This window comes from Streptomyces muensis (assembly GCF_021474425.1).
In the GTDB taxonomy this organism is placed as follows: Bacteria; Actinomycetota; Actinomycetes; order Streptomycetales; family Streptomycetaceae; genus Streptomyces; species Streptomyces muensis.
On record NZ_JAKEIP010000152.1, the window covers coordinates 1 to 20098 of the forward strand.

The 20098-nt window shown below is 70.9% G+C and carries 13 protein-coding genes, 2 tRNA genes, 1 pseudogene and 1 riboswitch; of the genes and pseudogenes, 13 read left to right on the forward strand and 3 right to left on the reverse strand.

The window, feature by feature from the left end; genetic code table 11:
- Nucleotides 1–149: 149 nt before the first annotated feature.
- The 7 genes and pseudogenes from L0P92_RS28695 to L0P92_RS28725 all read left to right on the forward strand — a co-directional run.
- Nucleotides 150–500, forward strand: coding sequence for a metallopeptidase family protein (locus L0P92_RS28695; RefSeq protein ID WP_217208808.1), 351 nt, complete (start codon nt 150–152; stop codon nt 498–500).
- Between the two features lie 98 nt (nt 501–598).
- Entirely contained in the window at nt 599–1132 is a 534-nt protein-coding gene (locus L0P92_RS28700) for a hypothetical protein (protein WP_234765959.1), read from the forward strand.
- 253 nt (nt 1133–1385) lie between these two features.
- On the forward strand, nt 1386–3512 hold the full coding sequence (locus tag L0P92_RS28705) for a DEAD/DEAH box helicase (protein ID WP_234765960.1): 2127 nt from the start codon (nt 1386–1388) through the stop codon (nt 3510–3512).
- A gap of 213 nt (nt 3513–3725) precedes the next feature.
- On the forward strand, nt 3726–6845 hold the full coding sequence (locus L0P92_RS28710; protein ID WP_234765961.1) for an FG-GAP repeat domain-containing protein: 3120 nt from the start codon (nt 3726–3728) through the stop codon (nt 6843–6845).
- A gap of 47 nt (nt 6846–6892) precedes the next feature.
- The gene (locus L0P92_RS28715) at nt 6893–8443 is read left to right on the forward strand and encodes an amino acid permease (RefSeq protein WP_234765962.1); all 1551 of its coding nucleotides are present in this window, start codon (nt 6893–6895) and stop codon (nt 8441–8443) included.
- Between the two features lie 130 nt (nt 8444–8573).
- Nucleotides 8574–8646 (forward strand) — tRNA-Lys (locus tag L0P92_RS28720).
- Between the two features lie 227 nt (nt 8647–8873).
- Nucleotides 8874–9299: pseudogene (locus tag L0P92_RS28725) on the forward strand (transcriptional regulator); the annotation flags it as partial.
- Nucleotides 9300–9416: 117 nt separating this feature from the next.
- On the opposite strand, the gene L0P92_RS28730 reads toward L0P92_RS28725, so the two are convergent.
- Nucleotides 9417–9875 (reverse strand): DUF4352 domain-containing protein, encoded by a 459-nt coding sequence (locus tag L0P92_RS28730; protein ID WP_234765963.1) that lies wholly within the window; start codon nt 9873–9875, stop codon nt 9417–9419.
- Nucleotides 9876–10234: 359 nt separating this feature from the next.
- On the opposite strand from L0P92_RS28730, the gene L0P92_RS28735 reads away from it, so the two are divergent.
- A complete protein-coding gene (locus L0P92_RS28735; protein ID WP_234765964.1) occupies nt 10235–13516 on the forward strand; it encodes a S8 family serine peptidase in 3282 nt (1093 codons plus the stop codon).
- An 89-nt stretch (nt 13517–13605) separates the two neighbouring features.
- Here the strand turns inward: L0P92_RS28735 and L0P92_RS28740 are convergent, their stop codons facing one another.
- Both L0P92_RS28740 and L0P92_RS28745 read right to left on the reverse strand, forming a co-directional pair.
- A complete protein-coding gene (locus L0P92_RS28740; protein ID WP_234765965.1) occupies nt 13606–14250 on the reverse strand; it encodes a GTP cyclohydrolase II in 645 nt (214 codons plus the stop codon).
- A gap of 115 nt (nt 14251–14365) precedes the next feature.
- On the reverse strand, nt 14366–14881 hold the full coding sequence (locus L0P92_RS28745) for a MarR family winged helix-turn-helix transcriptional regulator (RefSeq protein ID WP_234765966.1): 516 nt from the start codon (nt 14879–14881) through the stop codon (nt 14366–14368).
- 48 nt (nt 14882–14929) lie between these two features.
- On the opposite strand from L0P92_RS28745, the gene L0P92_RS28750 reads away from it, so the two are divergent.
- From L0P92_RS28750 to L0P92_RS28770, 5 genes are all read left to right on the forward strand, one after another.
- Nucleotides 14930–16063 carry a dihydrofolate reductase family protein gene (locus tag L0P92_RS28750; RefSeq protein WP_234765967.1) on the forward strand — a complete coding sequence of 378 codons (1134 nt, stop codon included), beginning with the start codon at nt 14930–14932 and terminating at the stop codon, nt 16061–16063.
- A 112-nt stretch (nt 16064–16175) separates the two neighbouring features.
- Nucleotides 16176–16249 (forward strand) — tRNA-Met (locus L0P92_RS28755).
- A gap of 89 nt (nt 16250–16338) precedes the next feature.
- Nucleotides 16339–17424, forward strand: coding sequence for a PP2C family protein-serine/threonine phosphatase (locus tag L0P92_RS45530; protein ID WP_234765968.1), 1086 nt, complete (start codon nt 16339–16341; stop codon nt 17422–17424).
- 260 nt (nt 17425–17684) lie between these two features.
- Nucleotides 17685–17842, forward strand: a riboswitch (cyclic di-AMP (ydaO/yuaA leader).
- 11 nt (nt 17843–17853) lie between these two features.
- Entirely contained in the window at nt 17854–18879 is a 1026-nt protein-coding gene (locus tag L0P92_RS28765; RefSeq protein ID WP_234765969.1) for a M23 family metallopeptidase, read from the forward strand.
- Between the two features lie 198 nt (nt 18880–19077).
- A complete protein-coding gene (locus L0P92_RS28770) occupies nt 19078–20025 on the forward strand; it encodes an aldo/keto reductase (RefSeq protein ID WP_234765970.1) in 948 nt (315 codons plus the stop codon).
- Nucleotides 20026–20098 lie beyond the last annotated feature (73 nt).

Consider the following 20098-nt stretch of genomic DNA (forward strand, 5'->3'; position numbering starts at 1 on the left):
AGCGCGTGTGGGGCCCTGGGGAGGTGACCGAGGGCCTTGGTGACGGCGGCGGGGACGCGGGCCATTGGTCCCGTATGCCCAGGCGTGGAAGTGGATATGCGGGGCTGTTGGCGGCTCCTTACGGCGGTGTGGTGCCTGACAATGGGCGTGTGCTGGAGATGACGCGCGAGGAGTTCGAGGAACTGGTCGCCGAGGCGCTGGACCGGATTCCGCCGGAGTTGACGCGGCTGATGGACAACGTCGCGGTGTTCGTCGAGGACGAACCGCCGGTGGACGACCCGCAGCTGCTCGGGTTGTACGAGGGGACGCCGCTGACGGAGCGCGGGGAGTGGTACGCGGGGGTGCTGCCGGACCGGATCACGATCTACCGGGGGCCGACGCTGCGGATGTGCGAGTCGCGCGAGGAGGTCGTCGAGGAGACCGAGGTGACGGTGGTGCACGAGATCGCGCATCACTTCGGGATCGACGATGCGCGGTTGCATGCGCTCGGGTACGGGTGAGGTGGCTCGGGCAAGGGTCTGTCGTGGACGCGTGTCCTCTTGTGGGCGGCGGGAGTTGGGCAGGTTGACTTCTTCGCCCGCCCCTGGAGGTGGCTCCCGTGCGCCCCTTGTACGTACCTGTCCGTCTGGCCGCCACGGTGATGGCCGTCGCCGCTGCCGCCGGCTGTATGAGCGTGGGTGACGACGGGGGTGGCAAGGACGCGCGGCCGTCGCATTCGGCGGGGCAGCGTGGTGGTGAGGAGCCGGACGGCGGGTCGGCGGTCTCGGGTGGCGGGTCCGGGTACGGGGCGCACGCGGGCGACGGCGAGCGCGAGAAGGAGAAGAAGGGCAAGAAGGGGAAGGGCGAGGACAAGGGGGCCGGGTCGGAGTCTCCCTCCGCTTCGCCGTCGGCCGAGGTGAGCGCCTCCGCGCCCGCGCCGGCGAAGCCGGGGGCGACCGAGAAGCCGGGACCCACCCGGACGGCCGAGCCGACGCCCACGCGGACGCCGGATCCGGAGCCGACGCCGACTCCTCAGCCGACGACCCCGTCGCCGACGCCCACGGCGGCCGAGCCGTCGTCGTCGGCGCACGAGGAGACGGGGCCGCAGCTGGCTCAGCGGGAGCCGGCGCCGGCCGCGGGGGCGCCCGCGTGAGGTGGCCCTAGGCGGGGGTGAGGGGGTGGTGGCAAGTGACGTTGACTACATGGGTGACGGTCGGTTTGCCTTGGGGGGCCTGGGGTGCGTATGGTGGTAGATCGTTTGATCCCATTTGCCCGGCGCCACTGCAGAGCGCGCCGTGTGGCGCGTTCTCTCCCTTGCCGTGGCTGACCGCATTGAGGCGGTCGTATTGCGAATCACGGAGTTGACGGGCGCGTGCCGACGAGACTCCGGAAGGTTTCGCATACGCATGTCCATTTCCAGTACTGATCACGTCGTCGTGCCCGAGGACGCGGAGAACGCGGCCGTCGAGGACGCTCCCGAGGTGACCTTCGCGGACCTCGGTCTCCCCGAGGGCGTCGTCCGCAAGCTCGCGCAGAACGGCGTGACGGTCCCCTTCCCGATCCAGGCCGCGACCATCCCGGACGCCCTGGCCGGCAAGGACATCCTGGGCCGTGGCCGCACCGGCTCCGGCAAGACCCTGTCGTTCGGTCTGCCGACGCTGGCCCGCCTGACCGGCGGCCGCACCGAGAAGCACAAGCCGCGCGCCATCATCCTCACACCGACCCGTGAGCTCGCGATGCAGGTCGCGGACGCGCTGCAGCCCTACGGCGACCAGGTCGGCCTGAAGATGAAGGTCGTCTGCGGCGGTACGTCGATGGGCAACCAGATCTACGCCCTGGAGCGCGGCGTCGACATCCTCGTCGCCACGCCGGGCCGGCTGCGCGACCTCATCAACCGCGGCGCCTGCGACCTGGGCAACGTCGAGGTCGCCGTCCTCGACGAGGCCGACCAGATGTCCGACCTGGGCTTCCTGCCCGAGGTCACCGAGCTGCTCGACCAGGTCCCGGCCGGCGGCCAGCGGATGCTGTTCTCCGCCACGATGGAGAACGAGATCAAGACCCTGGTCACCCGCTACCTGAACGAGCCGGTCAGCCACGAGGTGGACGCGGCGCAGGGCGCGGTGACGACCATGTCGCACCACATCCTGATCGTGAAGCCCAAGGACAAGGCGCCGGTGACGGCGGCCATCGCCTCCCGCAAGGGCCGGACGATCATCTTCGTGCGGACGCAGCTGGGCGCCGACCGGGTCGCCGAGCAGCTCCGCGACGCCGGGGTGAAGGCGGACGCGCTGCACGGCGGTATGACGCAGGGCGCGCGGACCCGGACGCTGGCGGACTTCAAGGACGGGTACGTCAACGTCCTCGTCGCCACCGATGTCGCCGCGCGCGGTATCCACGTCGACGGCATCGACCTGGTGCTGAACGTGGACCCGGCCGGTGACCACAAGGACTACCTGCACCGGGCGGGCCGTACGGCGCGTGCGGGGCGTACCGGCACGGTCGTGTCGCTGTCGCTGCCGCACCAGCGTCGGCAGATCTTCCGGTTGATGGAGGACGCGGGCGTCGACGCCTCGCGCCACATCATCCAGGGCGGTGCCGCCTTCGACCCGGAGGTCGCCGAGATCACCGGTGCCCGTTCGATGACCGAGGTGCAGGCCGAGTCGGCGGGCAACGCCGCGCAGCAGGCCGAGCGTGAGGTCGCCCAGCTGACCAAGCAGCTGGAGCGGGCGCAGCGGCGTGCCGTGGAGCTGCGTGAGGAGTCCGACCGACTCGTCGCCCGCGCGGCGCGCGAGCGCGGTGAGGACCCGGAGGCCGCGGTGGCCGAGGCGCAGGCCGCGGCGGTGGTCGACGCCGTCGAGGTGGCCGTGCCCGAGCAGCCGGTGTCGCAGGACGTGGACCGGGCGGAGGCTCCGGCGTACGAGCGTCGTGAGCGTCGGGACAACGACCGTGGTGGCTTCCGTCGGGACGACCGCCGTGACGACCGGGGTGGGCGTTCCTTCGAGCGTCGGGACAACGACCGCGGTGGGTTCGACCGTGACCGTGGTGGCCGTTCCTTCGAGCGCCGCGACGACCGTGGTGGCTTCCGTCGGGACGACCGTCGGGATGACCGGGGTGGGCGTTCCTTCGAGCGTCGGGACAACGACCGCGGTGGGTTCAACCGTGACCGTGGGGACCGTGGGTTCGAGCGTCGGGACAACGACCGTGGCGGTTTCCGTCGCGACGACCGCCGGGACGACCGCGGTGGCCGTTCCTTCGACCGTGACCGTGGTGGCCGTTCCTTCGAGCGCCGCGACGACCGGGGTGGGTTCCGTCGGGACGACCGTCCGGCCGGGCGTTCCTTCGAGCGCCGTGACGAGCGCGGTGGGCACCGTGGCAGCGACCGTCCGTTCAACCGCGACCGCCGTGACGACCGTCCCGGCTTCCGCTCCGGCGGGCACGAGCGTCCGTACGGCCGCCGTGACGACCACCGTGGCGGCACCTCCGGTTCCTTCGGGCGCCGTGACGACAAGCCGCGCTGGAAGCGCAACGGCTGACGTCAGCCGGTGAGGCACTGAGCGCCGGGCCCCCACCTCTCCGGGTGGGGGCCCGGCGCTTTTTCGTGTTCGGGCCGGTCGGAAGCGCTCTCCTCGCAGCTGTGAAAGAGCTGTAAGATCAGCCGACTTATGAGGGGGATGCGACGGCCGGGGGGCCGGGGGCATCTGAGAACAGTGCGCCGCTCCCTCTCCCGCGTTCAGGGGAGGATCGCCTTGGCCCGCCATGTCTTCGTACGTCGTTCGAGAGCGAGACGCGCGGCCGTCGCCGTGGCCGCGTCCGCCGCGCTCGCGGGTGGGCTGAGCCCGCTGCTGCCGGCCGCGTCGGCGGCGGAGGTGCCGCAGGAGACGGTCGTACCGGCGACCCCGCGTACCACCCATCTGGCGGCGACGCTCCATTCCTCCGACACCACGACCGGTGCTAACGGGGCCGGCGCCGAGGGCGTCTTCCACCGGCTGGAGGGCAGCTACCGGCTGCTGTGGACGCGGTACGCCGACGGCAGGTCCTTCGAGGCGCCGATGCCGACCGGCACCGCGAGCATGACGGGCACCGGCACCGATGTGCTCGCCTACCGTGCGTCGGGCGGCCGGATCGACTTCTGGAACGCGGCGGACGGCACCACCCGCACCTTCCAGCTGCCCGCGGGCCACACCGTGCTCACGATCTACGGGACCACGGTCGTCACCGCCGCCAACGTCACGAACGCCGACGGCACGGTCACCCGGGTCGTCCACCTCCTGGACGTACTCGAGGACGGGACCGTCGTCGACACGGAGGTCGGCGGGGCGCCGGCGGGCATGACGCTGGGGCAGCCGCGCGGCGCCGACGCCGAGGGTCTGATCTTCAACGCGACGCTGGACGGCGCCGCCCGCATGGTCGCCGTCGACCGCGCCACGGGCCGCGTCCAGAACTGGACCCGGCCGCTGCCCTCCCTCGCCTACGGCTACGTCAAGCTCTCGGCGGACCATGTCGCCGTCTACAGCAGGGCGTTGAACACCAAGGTGCTGGTGATGCCCCGCGCCGACCTGGGGGCCGCCCCGGTGGAGGTGGGCCTCGCCGGGAGCCCCAGCGCCAACTACGTCGACGAACTGGCCGTCGTCGGCGACTGGCTGGTGCACCAACCCACCGGGAGCGCCCAGATCACGGCCAAGCCGATCGCGGGCGGTGACGAGGTGACCCTGCTCACCTCGTCACGCGGCGAGGTCGCCGCCGTGTCGGACGGCACCGCCGTCTCCATCGGCCGTACCGCCGCCGATGACTGGGGCATTCAGCGCATCCACGCCGACGCGTCGGGCAAGCCGGTCGTCACGCAGGCCAGGGCGCTCCCCAAGCCGCCCGCTCCGATCCAGGGCATCTCCCTGGAGCAGGGGCGCCTGGTCGTCACCGACACCGGCGGCAGCACGCAGCGCAACGACTATCTGCGGACCGTCGCCGCCACCGGCGCCCCCGCCTTCGGTGAGCGCTCCTCGTTCACGCCCAGCACCACCGGGGTGATCGGCACCTGCCCGGTGACCGATGTGGCGTGCTCGCAGGTCTTCGGTACGGCCGACGGGCGGATCGCCTGGATGGAGTACGGCTCGGAGACCAACGTCCTGCGCGTCAACGGCCCCACCGGCGCGGGCCTGTGGGAGCGGGGCGTGCCCGTCGACGGGCGCATCCTCGACGTGTCGGGGCGGTACGTCCTCTACGCGACGCCCGGCACCACATACGCCTACAAGATCGGTGACCATGCGGCGCCGTACGCCACGCGGGGCCCCGCCGCCCTCTCCGGCGACACCCTGTGGACCGCGGGTACGGCCCCCGGCACGGTCACCGCGTACAACCTGACGACGAAGAAGACCACCGAGACGGTGACGCTCGCCGCTGGCTGTGCGCCGACCGAACTCCAGGCGCTCGGGCGGTACTTGTACTGGACGTGCGATGACAAGGCCGGGGTCTACGACCGTACGGCGAAGACGTCCGTGGCCGTGCCGGCGGGTGAGGCCAAGCTCGGGGACGGGTTCGTCGTCACGCACGACCGGCAGGCCGGGAAGCTGACGCTCACCATGGTCGCCGACGGGACGGCCGTGAGCCGGGTCATCGGCGACCTGCCCGACACCGGGGTCTCGCAGCGGGACGTGCGCTGGACGGTCGACGAGGCCGGCGCGAACGCGGCCTACGTGGACGACCAGGAGCGGGTGCACCTGGTCCCGTCCGGGGTCGCGCAGCAGCCGCTGCGCCTGCTGGGTCCCGCGCAGAGCACGGCGACCGTCACGGCCCGCACGAGCGACACCGTGCCGGACACCCTCACCACCGTGCTGCTGTCCAAGCCCTCCTCCGGCTGGGACCTGACCGTCCGCAACCGCGCGACCGGCAAGGTCTACACCGACGGGGTGGACGGAACGGCGGCGCGCGGTGAGCTGGCCGTCGGCTGGCACGGCGACGACCCCACGAGGACCGGGGACGCCTTCGTGCCGAACGGTTCCTACGACTGGACCCTGACCGTCACCCCGGCCGACGGCGCCGGCGCTCCGCTGCAGGTGCGCGGCACCGTCCGGCTGGTGAGGGGCGACGCGGTCCGCCGGGACCACGTCGGCGCGGCGGGCCTGCCGGACGGGGTCGGTGACCTGCTCACCCTCAACTCCTCGGGCGCGCTGACCTTCCAGCAAGGCACGGGCAAGGGCACGTTCTCCGGGAAGGTCTCGGGGAGCGGCTGGTCGACGAAGACGGTGGCGGTGCCGTTCGGGGACCTCAACAACGACCGGTGCAACGACGTGCTGGTGCGGATGAGCGACGGCTCGCTGCGCGGCTACAAGCCCAAGTGCGGGCTGGCGCCGACGCCTTCGACGTCGTACACGAAGCTCGGCACCGGCTGGAACGCCTACAACGTGCTCACCTCACCCGGCGATCTGACGGGTGACAAGCGGGCCGATCTGCTGGCGCGGAAGGCGTCGACCGGGGACATCTACCTGTTCGCTGCGAAGAGCGACGGGACGCTGGCGGCGGGGAAGAAGATCCGTTCGGCGTGGAGCGGCTACACGAAGATCGTGGGTGCCGGGGACCTGAACGGTGACGGTCGCGGGGATCTGCTGGCCCGGGACAGGGCCGGGACGCTGTGGCGCTACGACGGCCTGGGCAACGGGCTGTTGAAGGACCGGGTGAAGGTCTTCACCAGTTGGGGCGGCAGCTACAACGTGGTTGTGGGCGTCGGTGACATCACCGGTGACGGGAAGGCAGACATCGTCTCGCGGGACAGCAGCGGCTACCTGTGGCGCAACAGCGGTGACGGGAAGGGGTCGTTCGGCTCGCGTACGAAGATCGCTTCGGGCTGGCAGGGCTACAAGGGTCTTTTTTAGCCACGTGTGATGCATGTCACGTCCCTGGTGAGGGAATCGCTGGGGACATGACAGATGACGCCATAGCGAGCGGGCCGTCGGAGACACCTCTCTCCGACGAGGAACGGCTGGCCCAGCTCGGCTACACGCAGGTTCTCGCCCGTCGCATGTCGGCGTTCTCCAACTACGCGGTCTCCTTCACGATCATCTCGGTCCTGTCGGGCTGCCTGACGCTCTATCTGTTCGGCATGAACACGGGCGGCCCGGCGGTGATCACCTGGGGCTGGGTCGCCGTGGGCCTGATGACCCTCTTCGTCGGCCTCTCCATGGCCGAGATCTGCTCGGCCTACCCGACATCGGCCGGCCTGTACTTCTGGGCGCACCGGCTCGCGCCACCCCGTACGGCCGCCGCCTGGGCGTGGTTCACGGGCTGGTTCAACGTGCTGGGCCAGGTGGCGGTGACCGCGGGCATCGACTTCGGCGCGGCGTCCTTCCTCGGTGCCTACCTGAACCTCCAGTTCGGCTTCGAGGTGACCCCGGGCCGCACGATCCTGCTCTTCGCGGGCATCCTTGTGCTCCACGGACTCCTCAACACCTTCGGCGTCCGGATCGTGGCCCTGCTCAACAGCATCAGCGTGTGGTGGCACGTGCTCGGCGTGGCGGTGATCGTCGGCGCGCTGACCTTCGTACCCGACCGGCACCAGTCGGCGTCCTTCGTGTTCGGCGAGTTCGTGAACAACACGGGCTGGGGGAGCGGGCTGTACGTGGTGCTGCTGGGGCTGCTGATGGCCCAGTACACCTTCACCGGATACGACGCCTCGGCCCATATGACGGAGGAGACGCACGACGCGTCGACGGCGGGCCCGAAGGGCATCGTGCGGTCGATCTGGACGTCGTGGATCGCGGGGTTCGTGCTGCTCCTCGGCTTCACCTTCGCGATCCAGTCCTACGAGGGCGCGCTGGCCTCCCCGACGGGCGCGCCGCCCGCGCAGATCCTGCTCGACGCGCTGGGCGCGACCGCGGGCAAGCTGCTTCTGCTGGTCGTCGTCGGCGCGCAGTTGTTCTGCGGGATGGCGTCCGTGACGGCCAACAGCCGCATGATCTACGCCTTCTCCCGCGACGGCGCGCTGCCGTACTCGCAGGTGTGGCACACGGTGAGCCCCCGTACGCGCACACCGGTCGCGGCGGTGTGGCTGGCGGCGAGTGGAGCGCTGCTCCTCGGCCTGCCGTATCTGATCAACGTCACGGCGTACGCGGCGGTGACCTCGATCGCGGTGATCGGCCTGTACATCGCCTACGTCATCCCGACGCTGCTGCGGCTGCGCAGGGGCGACGCCTTCGAGCGGGGGCCGTGGCACCTGGGGCGCTGGTCGGGGGCCATCGGGGTGGTGGCGGTGACGTGGGTCGGCGTGATCACGGTGCTGTTCATGCTGCCGCAGGTGTCTCCGGTGACCTGGGAGACCTTCAACTACGCCCCCGTCGCCGTCCTGGTCGTCCTCGGCTTCGCCGCGACCTGGTGGCTGGCCTCGGCCCGGCACTGGTTCCTCAACCCCGACCACGAGCGGACGATCGCCCGGAACGCGGCTCGCGCCGGGGCGGTCGAACCGGTGGACCCGTAGCACTCCGGCGCGCACGGGTCCCCGGCGGGCTCATTCCACCGGCCTCCGCCACCGCCGACGCGGCCGTGACCCCGATACCCGATCGGAGTCTCGGCCACGTGCGGCTATGCTCGGGGAGGCAACATCGCCTGGGCCCTTAGCTCAATTGGCAGAGCAGTGGACTTTTAATCCATTGGTTGTGGGTTCGAGTCCCACAGGGCCTACTGGTCGCCCCCAGCTCAGAGGCACTTAGAGCTGGGGGCGAGTCCGTTTTAGGCCGGTCTCATGATCGCTAGCTCAGTCGACGCTCAACCGAAGTGCAGACGATCATGAGCTGAGGTGCCCCGAGGAAGACCGCGGTCGGCGTGCGCGGCGGGCGACGGAAGACCCCGCCCATCCGCCACGGGGGGTAGCGGACGAGCGGGGCCGGTCAGTGGCCGATCACCGGGGGATGCAACGCGACCTCGTAGAGGTCCTGACCTGGCCGCTCAACGGCGTACCGCCAAGCCCCGTGCGCGACCTCCCGGCGCCCCCTCGACCACGCCGCGGGCCGGTGCCGACGGCGCCCGAGCTACCCGCGGTCGACCGGCGCCGCTTCTACGGCCGCATGCGGGAGACAGCCGAGCAGGCGCGGGGCGGCCGGGACTTCCTGCTGCGCCGGCAGGCCCTCTACCTCGCCGGGTTCGACCAGGAAGCCGACACCTCCGAGTGGCTGGCGCACCAGCAGCGGACCGAGCGGCCCGACGACTGGCTGACCCGGTGGCTCAACTCCCGCTCCGTCGCGGCCGTGGCCGCGCGCCAGGGCGACCGCGAGCGCATGACCCACTTCATCGGCCGCACCCTTGGCGACGACGACCGGGCCGAGGCGGCGACGGTGCGCCGGGGGCGGCGGTGTCCCCACGTACGTCTGCGGAATTCCCTCGGAGGTCGACGTGACCACCCACGCCGTCATCGTCCTGACCCCTACTGGGCCCGTCATTGCCGTGCGGTGCCCCTACCCCTTCGGCACGGCCCACTCGATCGGCTCCTCCAAATCCTCCGGCGGTGGCAGTTCCCCGCCGCTCACTCCAGTAGCCTCCACCCGCGCTCCGTCCTCATACGCGAGGGACCACGGGAACGGCGACACCGAGAACACCTGGGTGCCGGTGTTGCATACCTTCACCTCGACCACGGCCCACTTCTCGCCTGCCTGGAGCAGGCCCGGGACGCTGGTGATGCCCTCGTCCTTGAAGGCGAGCGCGGCTACCGAGAACTCGAAGCCGGCGTTGCTGATGTCGATGGTGTCGCCGAGCTTGTACGTCTCCTGGGTGGGGGACGGGCTCGGGCTCGGTGTGCGGTCGGAGGTCGGCGGTGTGGTGGCTTTGGAGACGGTCGGTTCGTCGGCCTTGGACGAGCAGCCGACGGTGAGGCCGGCGAGGAGCAGGGCAGCAGTGAGGGTGGTGATGTGGCGCATGGCCCCCCATGGACAGTGGCGTAGGCGCAGGGCAGGACGTACACGCGTCCCTCGGCCTCGATTGGTTCCCGAAGCCGGAGGTCTTAGACGTTGACCTTCTTGTTCTCCGGCACGGGCCGACGGAGCGTGTCGGAGGTGTCGTCGCCCCTCACAGGAATGTCACAGACCACCCCGATAAGTCCCCCCTGACGCATGGCGAGTTTGCGTCACTCCGCGATCTACCCGCCTCGAACTATCAACAGAAATCGGTCCCTTGAGGAAAGCTGGGCGATCATCCGGGATCACATTCCGGACCGCGGCGGTCGAAGGTGCTCGATCCGGCCGCCGACCTCTTCATTCCTTCAGCACCAGGGATCACCATGCCCCCCACCCCCCACCCGGCCCCGATACCGGGCGGCGCGCGACGCGTCGTCAGGGTCGCCGTGGCCGCCGGCCTCGTCGCCGCGCTCTCCGCGGCCGGGCCCATACCCCTCGCCCTCGCCGCGGACGGCGCCCCCGCCGCGGCCGACCCCGGCGTCAAGTCCGCGCACGACAAGCTCGGTTCGGACGACGCCGACCTCCTCGCGGAGGCCAAGGCACAGCGCGACAAGACCGTCACGATGATGATCGCCACGGCGCCGGGGCAGACCGAGAAGGTCGCCGCGGAGCTGGACGCGGTCAAGGGCGGCTCGGTCGGCCGTACGTACGACAAGCTCGGCTATGTACGGGCCACCGTGCCGACCGGCAAGGCCGACTCGGCCATCGCCGCCGCCGCGAAGCTCACCTCCGTGCAGGCCATCGACCTGCGGGACGAGATACCCCTGGAGGAGCCGCACCTCGACGGCGGCGCCAAGTCGAGCGCCTCCGTGGCCACTTACCCCGGGCCCGGCAAGGACACCGCGGCGAAGAACCCGTACAACCCGTCCTTCGAGACGGGTGCCGTCGACTTCGTGAAGAAGAACCCGAAGGCGGACGGGCGTGGCGTGACCATCGGTGTCCTCGACACCGGTGTCGACCTCGGCAGCTCCGCGCTGCAGAAGACCACGACCGGCGAGCGCAAGATCGTCGACTGGGTGACCGCCACCGACCCGATCGTCGACGGCGACGGCACCTGGCGGGCGATGACCACGTCGGTCGACGGGCCTGCCTTCACCTACGGCGGCAAGAGCTGGAAGGCCGCCGCGGGGTCGTATCTGATCAGCACCTTCCGGGAAGCCGTCACCAACCAGGGCAAGGTCACCGACGGCGACGCCGACGGTGACGTCAACCGTGACGGCGACACCACCGACGACTGGGGCGTGCTGTACGACCCGGCCGCCGGGACCGTGACGGTCGATGTCAACGACAACGGCGACTTCACCGACGACACGCCGATGAAGCCGTACAAGGACGGCCACCAGGTCGGCCACTTCGGCACCGACAACCCGGCCACCGACATCCCGGAGACGCAGGACTTCGTCGTCGAGGTCCGCAAGGACGTCCCGATGGACCCGCTGGGCGGCGACTGGGTCGGCAAGAAGGCCGACTTCGTCAACATCGGCCTCACCGCCGGCTCGCACGGCACCCACGTGGCCGGCATCACCGCCGCCAACGGCATGTTCGGCGGCAAGAACATGAACGGCGCCGCCCCCGGCGCGAAGATCGTGTCGTCCAGGGCCTGCATCTTCGGTCCCGGCTGCTCCAGCGTCGCGCTCACCGAGGGCATGATCGACCTCGTCGCCAACCGTGGCGTCGACGTCGTCAACATGTCCATCGGCGGTCTGCCCCCGCTGAACGACGGCAACAACGCCCGCGCCGAGATGTACACCCGTCTCATCGACACCTACGGCGTGCAGCTCGTCATCTCCGGCGGCAACTCCGGTCCCGGCGCCAACACCATCGGCGACCCCGGCCTCGCCGACAAGGTCATCTCGGTCGGCGCCGGCGTCTCCAAGGAGACCTTCGCCGCGAACTACGGCACCGGCGTGCGCACCAAGTACCAGCTGTTCAACTTCTCCTCGCGCGGCCCGCGTGAGGACGGCGGCTTCACCCCGACCGTCGTCGCCCCCGGCTCCGCGGTCAGCACGATCCCGGCCTGGATGCCCGGCGCGCCGATCGCCGAGGCGGGCTGGAAGCTGCCGGCCGGCTACGCGATGTACAACGGCACCTCGATGGCCTCCCCGCAGGCCGCGGGCGCGAGCGCGCTGCTGCTGAGTGCCGCGAAGCAGAAGGGCATCAAGCTGACGCCCGAGAAGCTGCGCACCGCTCTCACCTCGACCGCCCACCACATCGAGGGGCTTCAGGCGTACGAGGAGGGTGCCGGCCGGATCGACGTCGTCGACGCCTGGAAGGCGGTCAGGGCGGGCGCCACCGCCCACGACTACGCCGTGAAGGCACCGGTCGACACCGCGCTCGACCAGGCACTGAAGACGCCGGGCTTCGGCACGGGCGTCCACGACCGCGAGGGCGGCCTCAAGGCCGGGCAGAAGAAGTCGTACGACGTCACCATCACCCGTACGTCCGGCCCCGCCGGCTCGCTCGCGCACACCCTGCGGCTGGCGAACAACAAGGCCCGCACCTTCTCGATCGTCGGCCCGAAGGTCGTCGACCTGCCGCTGAACAAGGCGGTCACCGTCAAGGTGCAGGCCGCGCCGAAGCACGCGGGCATCAAGAGCGTGATCCTGGAAGCCGACGACCCGAGGACGCCGGGCGTCGACAAGCAGATCCTGAACACCGTCGTGGTCTCCACGCCGGTCCAGCCCACCTTCACCGCCTCGGGCTCGGTGGAGCGCAACAACTACCGGTCGTACTTCGTCACCGTCCCCGAGGGCGCGAAGTCGCTCCAGGTCACGCTCGGCGGCCTCAAGGACGGCAGCCGGACGGTGTTCAGCGCCATCAGCCCGTACGGCACCCCGGTCGCCGACAACGACCCGGACACGACCGACATCGCCTCCTACGCGGACCCCGTGCCCGGCGTCTGGGAGATCGAGGTCGACGCGCGCCGTACGTCGGCGCCACTGGACAACCCGTACAAGCTGGACGCCACCGTCTACGGCGCTTCCTTCGCCCCGGAGTCGGTGACCGTGCCGGAGGCCAAGGTCGGCACGCCGGTCGCCGCCTCCTGGACGGTGACCAACAAGCTGGCGGCCGTCGAGGGCAACCTCAAGGGCGGCGCGCTGGGCTCGTCGAAGACCACGCGGCCGACCATCGCCGACGGCGCGACGCAGACCAGCACGATCGAGGTCCCCGAAGGCACCACGTCGCTGGACGTCGCCATCGGCGGTGTCTCCGACCTGGGCTCCGACCTCGACCTGAACGTGTACGACGCCGAGGGCGCTCTCGTCGGCCAGTCCGCGGACGGTGACTCCGACGAGTCCGTCTCCATCGCGAACCCGGCCGCCGGTACCTACACCGTCGAGGTGGTCGGCTTCGAGGTGCCGTCCGGCTCGACCGCGTACGACTACCGGGACGCGTTCTTCTCCTCCGCGCTCGGCTCGGTCAAGGTCGACGAGTCGACGCCGGTGAAGCTCGGCACGGGCGACTCCGCGAAGGTGGCGGCGGACGTCACGGTCGCGCGGGCGGTGCCCGAGGGCCGGCAGCTCTTCGGCGAGGTGCGGTTGGTGAACACGCGCGGGACGATCGCGGGCGTGGGCGGCGTGACGATCGAGAAGGTCACGCCGTAGTCATCGCCGTAGCCGTGTGACGTACGGCTGAGGGGCGGGTGTCCGATCCGGACGCCCGCCCCTCTTGCCTTGCCGCCCTTTCCTCGCCGTCAGCCCGCGTTGAGCCCCGCGAGTTCGCCGAGCGGCAGCGTGTGCTGGGTCTGCAGGACCTTCGCGCGCAGGTAGCGGACGTTGTCCGGGGTGGCGAAGACGCCGGTGGGGACGCGGCCTTGGACCTGGATGCCGAGGGCGCGCAACTGGTCGGCCTTGTCGGGGTTGTTGGAGAGCAGGTCGAGTTCGCCGATGCCGAGGGCGGTGAGCATCTGGGCGGCCGCCGTGTAGTCACGGGCGTCCTCGGGCAGGCCGAGCGCGGCGTTCGCGGCGTAGGTGTCCAGGCCCTGGTCCTGGAGGGCGTACGCGTCCAGCTTGTTGTACAGCCCGATGCCGCGGCCCTCCTGGCGGAGGTAGAGGAGTACGCCGCCGCGTTCCGCGATGCGCTCGACGGCCTCGCGCAGCTGGGGGCCGCAGTCGCAGCGGGCCGAGCCGAAGACATCGCCGGTCAGGCACTCGGAGTGCAGTCGGACCAGCGGGGTGGTGCCGGGGGTCGGGTCGCCGAGAACGACGGCCACGTGCTCCAGGCCGTCGGTCAGGCCGTGGAAGGTGACCAGTTCGGCGTCCACGCGGTAGCCGTCCTGGAAGCGCAGCGGGACCCGGACGCGGGCGCGCTGGGTGGCGGCGACGGTGAAGTCGGGCATGCGGGTTCTCCGGGTTCCGTGCGCGGGCCTTCTGCTTCAGATTTGAAGCAGCTCCTCGGTTCGGAACCCTACCTCGTGCTTTAAATTTGAAGCAACAGAATTTCTGTGGTGTGCGTCACGAACAGGGCTTGCCGGAGCGCCGCCGCCAGGGCACGTCCTCCGCGGTGGCGTGCGCGTCGTCCCCCTGGAAGCCCCCGGCGACCGCCGTGAAGATCTCCTCCAGCTGCCCGACCTGCTCCGGCGTCAGCCGGTCGAAGAGCAGTGCCCGCACCGTCTCGACATGCCCCGGCGCCGTGCGCTCCAGGACGCGCATCCCTTCGTCGGTGAGCGTCGCGATGCTGCCGCGCTTGTCCCAGCGGCAGTCCTCGCGTCGCACCAGCCCGTCCTTCTCCAGCCGCGTCACGGCGTACGTCAGCCGGCTGCGGGTGATCTTCAGCCCTTCCGCGAGATCGGTCATGCGCAACCGCCGCTCCGGAGCCTCGGACAGGGTGGCGAGGATGGAGTAATACAGATGGGGCATGCCGGCTTCCTGCTGGAGCTGCCGGTCCAGCGCGTCCTCCACGAGAGCGGCGGAGGCGATGTAGGCGCGCCACGCGCGCTGCTCCTCGGGGGTGAGCCAGCGAGTCGTCATGCGGCCAGTGTAGGTTTGTTTCAAACTTGAACCAAGCGGAGCGTGCCGATGCCGTCGTACCCCTACGTCCTGCTGTCCGCCGCGGTCTCCCTGGACGGCTACCTCGACGACACCACCCCCGACCGCCTGCTCCTGTCCGGCCCGGCCGACTTCGACCGCGTCGACGAGGTACGGGCCTCCGTCGACGCCATCCTGATCGGCGCCGGCACGATCCGGGCCGACAACCCCCGGCTGCTGGTGAACTCGGCCGAGCGGCGGGCCGCGCGCAAGGCGCGGGGCAAGCCCGAGTACCCGCTGAAGGTCACGGTCAGCGCGACCGGCGAGCTGGATCCGACGGCGAACTTCTGGCACACCGGCGGCGAGAAGGTCGTCTATACGACGGAGAGGGGCGCGGAGCGGCTGCGGCGGGCGCCGGTCGCGGCGGACGTGGTCGCGCTGGGCACCGACCTGGACTGGCGGGGCCTGCTGCGCCACCTGCGCGAGGCGCGCGGGGTCGAGCGGCTGATGGTGGAGGGCGGCGGCACCATCCACACCCAGCTGCTCCAGCAGGGTCTGGCCGACGAGGTGCAGCTGGTGCTGGCGCCGCTGTTCGTGGGGGATCCGAAGGCGCCGCGGCTGTTCGGCCCGGGCGGCTACCAGGGCGGACGGCTGCGTCTGCTGGAGACACGGCAGATCGAGGACGTCGTCCTGATGCGCTACGAGCCGACCGCGCCCGGCGCCGGCGTGCTGCCCTCCGCTGCGGACCGCAAGTGGCTCGCGCTGGCGTGCGAGCTGGCGGCCGAGTGCCCGCCGTCCGGGACGGCCTTCAGCGTCGGGGCGGTCGTGGTGGCGGCCGACGGGACCGAGCTGGCGCGGGGCCACTCCCGCGAGGGCGGAGATCCCGTGGTGCACGCGGAGGAGGCGGCGCTGGCGAAGATCGCGCCCGGGGATCCTCGTGTGACCTCCGCCACGGTGTACACGAGCCTGGAGCCCTGTACGCGCCGGGCCTCCCGTCCGGTGCCGTGCGCCCGGCTGATCCTCGACGCCGGGGTGCGCCGGGTGGTGACGGCCTGGCGGGAGCCGGACACGTTCGTGGCGGGCGCCGACGGGAGCGGGCTGCTGGCGGGGGAAGGGGTGGACGTGGTGGTCCTGCCCGAGTACGAGGGCCGGGCCAAGGCCCCGAACAGCCACCTTCTGCCGTGACACCGGGGCCGGGGCCGGCCCCCTGAACAGGCCTCGAAAAGCGCCGCTCGCGGCGGCCCCCGGAAAGGCGTGTGCTTTCCGTCCTGCGGATGGCGTACTATTGAGTCATCGCCGCGGGGTGGAGCAGCTCGGTAGCTCGCTGGGCTCATAACCCAGAGGTCGCAGGTTCAAATCCTGTCCCCGCTACTGAAGACTCAGGGCCGGAACTGAAAAGTTCCGGCCCTGAGTGTTTTCCACCGCTCGCTCCCCGCCCCCGCATCCGCAACCCTGGTGACGTGGAGGAACGGCGGATCTCCCACGCACGCCGGTTCGTCCGGCTGCTGCCCGCCCTGCTGATCGCGGCCGGGTGCGGATACGACTACGTCACGCCCACGGATTTCACCGGCGCCCCCTTCTTCACCGCCGCGCCCCTGGTCGCCGCCCCGCTCTACTCGCAGCGCGGCACGGTGCTCACCGGAGTCGTGGCGGTCGGCGCGCTGCTGCTGCTCCGCGCCGGCCTGGACGACCTCCCCCGGGCCGGGGTGATCACCGAGCTGGTCACCGTGGCCACCGTCTCCGTCCTCGCCGTCCTCATCAACGTCCTGGTCCGCCGCAGCGACGCCCGCCTCGCCTCCGCCCGCGCGATTGCCGAGGCCGCCCAGCGCGCCGTACTGCCCGAACCCGCCGAGCGGATCGGTGGGTTCCAGATCGCGGCGCGGTACGAGGCGGCGCAGGAGGGCGCCTTCATCGGCGGTGACCTGTACGCGGTGCAGGACAGCCCACATGGTGTGCGGCTCGTCGTGGGGGACGTGCGCGGCAAGGGCATGGGGGCGGTCGGGATCGTCGCCGTCGTCATCGGGGCGTTCCGGGAGGCCGCCGAGCAGGAGACCACGCTGGAGGCGGTGGCGCAGCGCCTGGAGCGGGCGCTCGCGCGGGAGCGCACGCGGCGCGAGGGGGTGGAGGCCGCCGAGGGGTTCACCACCGCCGTCCTCGCCGAACTCCCACACGGCGACGGGATCGTGCGCCTGGTCAACCGCGGGCACCCACCGCCGCTGCTGCTGTACGCCGACGGCACCGTGTGCGCCCTGCCCGCCCCCGAGCCCGCCCTGCCGCTCGGCATGCGCGAGCTGGGAGCCTGGCCGGACCGGGCCCAGGAGGCCGGCTTCCCGACCGGGGCGACGCTGCTCGTGTACACCGACGGCCTGTCCGAGGCGCGGGACGGCGACGACCGGTTCTACGACCCCGAGACGGGGCTCGCGGGACGGGCCAACGCCCGGCGCGAGCCGACCGCGCTGCTCGGCGCGCTCGCGGCGGAGGTGCGCCGGCACTCCGGGGGCGGGATGGCGGACGACATGGCCCTCATCGCCGTACGGCGTCCCTGATGGAGATCTTGTGGAGCCGATCCACGATCATCATCACCAACAGTGATCGCACGAACCCCCTCCGCATAACAACTGACATACCGTCAATACCTGTGTGACTCCTGAGTGCTGGCCAACTCGCCCGAATTAGGCCGCTCATGACCCGTAAGTCCAGCCGAAAATCGTTAATGATCAAGCGGAACAGCTTGGAATCCGCACCCCGCGTCTATTAACGTTCGATAACGCAGCGCGGTCGTCCCAGCCGTCACAAGAGGCGGCTCCGTGCGCACGCGCCGAATCCCGCAAGGGAACCGGGGAACCACCACCTTGGGGTGAATCGCACGGATACCACCGGGAAGTCACGGTTGGTATACGCGCGTAGGAGACCTTCCTGCTCCGAACCCGTCAGCTAACCCGGTAGGCGAGAAGGAAGGAAAGGAGTACGCCCACGTGGCGTCCAACCGGCCTGCCCCGCAAGCCCCGTTCGTGCCGAGCCAGCGCACCACCGAGACCTTCGGCTACGACCGCCATCGCACCGACGAGGGCCCGTTCGAGGAGTGGAACCCCACCGCGGAGTCCATTCGTCCGGTACGCGGCAGGCATCGCGTCTCCAAGCAGCGCGGCGGGGGACTCGCCCGCAGCTCCACGGTTCTCGGCGTCGGTGTCATAGCCGCCGTCGGCGCGGGCGGCATGGCCAGCGCCAACAGCGGCAAGCCGCCGGTGGCGATCACCATCCCGGACCTGCCCCTGATCTCCGACGACGACGCCGCGCCCGCCGAGGACGCCGGTACCGCCCTCAGCACCATGGGTGCGGCGACCGACGAGACCACGCAGGACGCCACCGACGCCGGTGAGGCGCTGCGCAGCCGGATCATGGCGCAGGCCGAGCAGCAGCAGGACCAGATCGAGAGCAAGGCCGCCGCGGCCGCCGTCGCCGCCGCCGAGAAGGAGGCCGCCGCCGCGGCCGCCAAGGCGGAGAAGGAGGCCGAGGCCAAGGCCGCCGCCGCGAAGGCCAAGGCCGAGGAGGAGGCCCGCAAGAAGGCCGAGGCCGAGCGCCTCGCCGAGCTGGCCAAGCAGTACACGCTGCCGACCTCCTCGTACACCATCACCTCGACCTTCGGTCAGGCCGGCGCCTACTGGTCCTCCGGCTACCACACCGGCCTCGACTTCGCCGCCCCCACCGGCACGCTGGTCAAGGCCGTGCACAGCGGCACGATCACGTTCGCCGGCTGGGACGGGTCCTACGGCTACAAGACCGAGCTCACCCTCGACGACGGCACCGAGATCTGGTTCGCCCACCAGTCCTCGATCAGCGTGAGCGTGGGCCAGAAGGTCAACACGGGCGACGTCATCGGCCGCGTCGGCGCGACGGGCAACGTCACCGGCGCCCACCTGCACCTCGAGGTGCACCCCGACGGCAGCACGAACGGCATCGACCCGCTGGCTTGGCTGCGGGGCAAGGGGCTTACGCCCTGAGGCGCCGAGGTCTTTGAGGGACACCTTCCCGAACCCGGCGGTTCCTGATCCCCTGGCGGTCTCTGATCACCGGCGGTCCTGGCGACAACCCCCCGACGTCAGGGCTGCCGGTTTCCGGAGCGCCGGGATCCGCTTGTTTACGGGAACTTTGCGGCGGCACTGGAAGACCGGCCTCCGCCAAGGACGTTGATGCTGAGCATGACTGCATCCCTTCACAAGCTCGGCTCCTCCGACCTCGAGGTCTTCCCGCTCTCGCTCGGCGGCAACGTCTTCGGCTGGACGGCGGACGAGACCCGGTCCTTCGCCGTCCTGGACGCCTACACGGCCGCGGGCGGCAACTTCATCGACACGGCCGACTCGTACTCGGCGTGGGTCGAGGGCAACGTGGGCGGAGAGTCCGAGACCATCATCGGCAACTGGCTGAGGGCGCGCGGCAACCGGGACGACGTCGTCATCGCCACCAAGGTCAGCCAGCACCCCGACTTCCAGGGCCTGACCGCGGCCAACATCAAGGCCGCCGCCGACGCCTCGCTCCGCCGCCTGGGCACCGACCACATCGACCTCTACTACACGCACTTCGACAAGCCGGAAGTGCCGGTCGAGGAGATCATCGGCGCGCTGGACGACCTGGTGAAGGCCGGCAAGGTGCGGCACATCGCCGCGTCCAACATCTCCGCGCGGCGCCTGGAGGCCTCCCTGGCCTTCTCCGACCGCGAGGGCCTCGCCCGGTACGTCGCCCTCCAGCCCCACTACAACCTGGTCTCCCGCGACACCTACGAGGGCGAACTCCAGAACCTCGCCGAGCGCGAAGGCCTGGCCGCGGTCCCGTACTTCGCCCTGGCGTCCGGCTTCCTCACGGGCAAGTACCGCGCCGGCACGACGGTGGAGAGCCCGCGCGCCGAGGGCGCCGCCAAGCACACGCAGACCGAACGCGGCCAGAAGGTCCTCACCGCCCTGGACGAAATCGCCACCGCCCACCAGGCCTCACCGGCCACCATCGCCCTCGCCTGGCTGGCAGCCCAGCCGACGGTCACAGCCCCGATCGCCTCCGCCCGCACGGTGGAACAACTCCCGGCCCTCCTCGCGGTGGACGACCTGAGGCTGACGGAGGAGCAGGTGGGGAGGCTTACGGAGGCGTCGGCTTGAGGATCTTCAGCCTGCCCGCCGTTTGAGGAGGCGGCACGGTCATCTCCAGCCCGTCCGGCGTTTGAGGACGAGG

What these genes read in the sequence shown, in the direction of transcription:
- L0P92_RS28705 (WP_234765960.1), top strand. Translation starts at nt 1,386, where the DNA reads ATGTCCATTTCCAGTACTGATCACGTCGTCGTGCCCGAGGACGCGGAG.
- L0P92_RS28715 (WP_234765962.1), top strand. Translation starts at nt 6,893, where the DNA reads ATGACAGATGACGCCATAGCGAGCGGGCCGTCGGAGACACCTCTCTCC.
- L0P92_RS28730 (WP_234765963.1), bottom strand. Translation starts at nt 9,875, where the DNA reads ATGCGCCACATCACCACCCTCACTGCTGCCCTGCTCCTCGCCGGCCTC.
- L0P92_RS28735 (WP_234765964.1), top strand. Translation starts at nt 10,235, where the DNA reads ATGCCCCCCACCCCCCACCCGGCCCCGATACCGGGCGGCGCGCGACGC.
- L0P92_RS28740 (WP_234765965.1), bottom strand. Translation starts at nt 14,250, where the DNA reads ATGCCCGACTTCACCGTCGCCGCCACCCAGCGCGCCCGCGTCCGGGTC.
- L0P92_RS28745 (WP_234765966.1), bottom strand. Translation starts at nt 14,881, where the DNA reads ATGACGACTCGCTGGCTCACCCCCGAGGAGCAGCGCGCGTGGCGCGCC.
- L0P92_RS28750 (WP_234765967.1), top strand. Translation starts at nt 14,930, where the DNA reads ATGCCGTCGTACCCCTACGTCCTGCTGTCCGCCGCGGTCTCCCTGGAC.
- L0P92_RS28770 (WP_234765970.1), top strand. Translation starts at nt 19,078, where the DNA reads ATGACTGCATCCCTTCACAAGCTCGGCTCCTCCGACCTCGAGGTCTTC.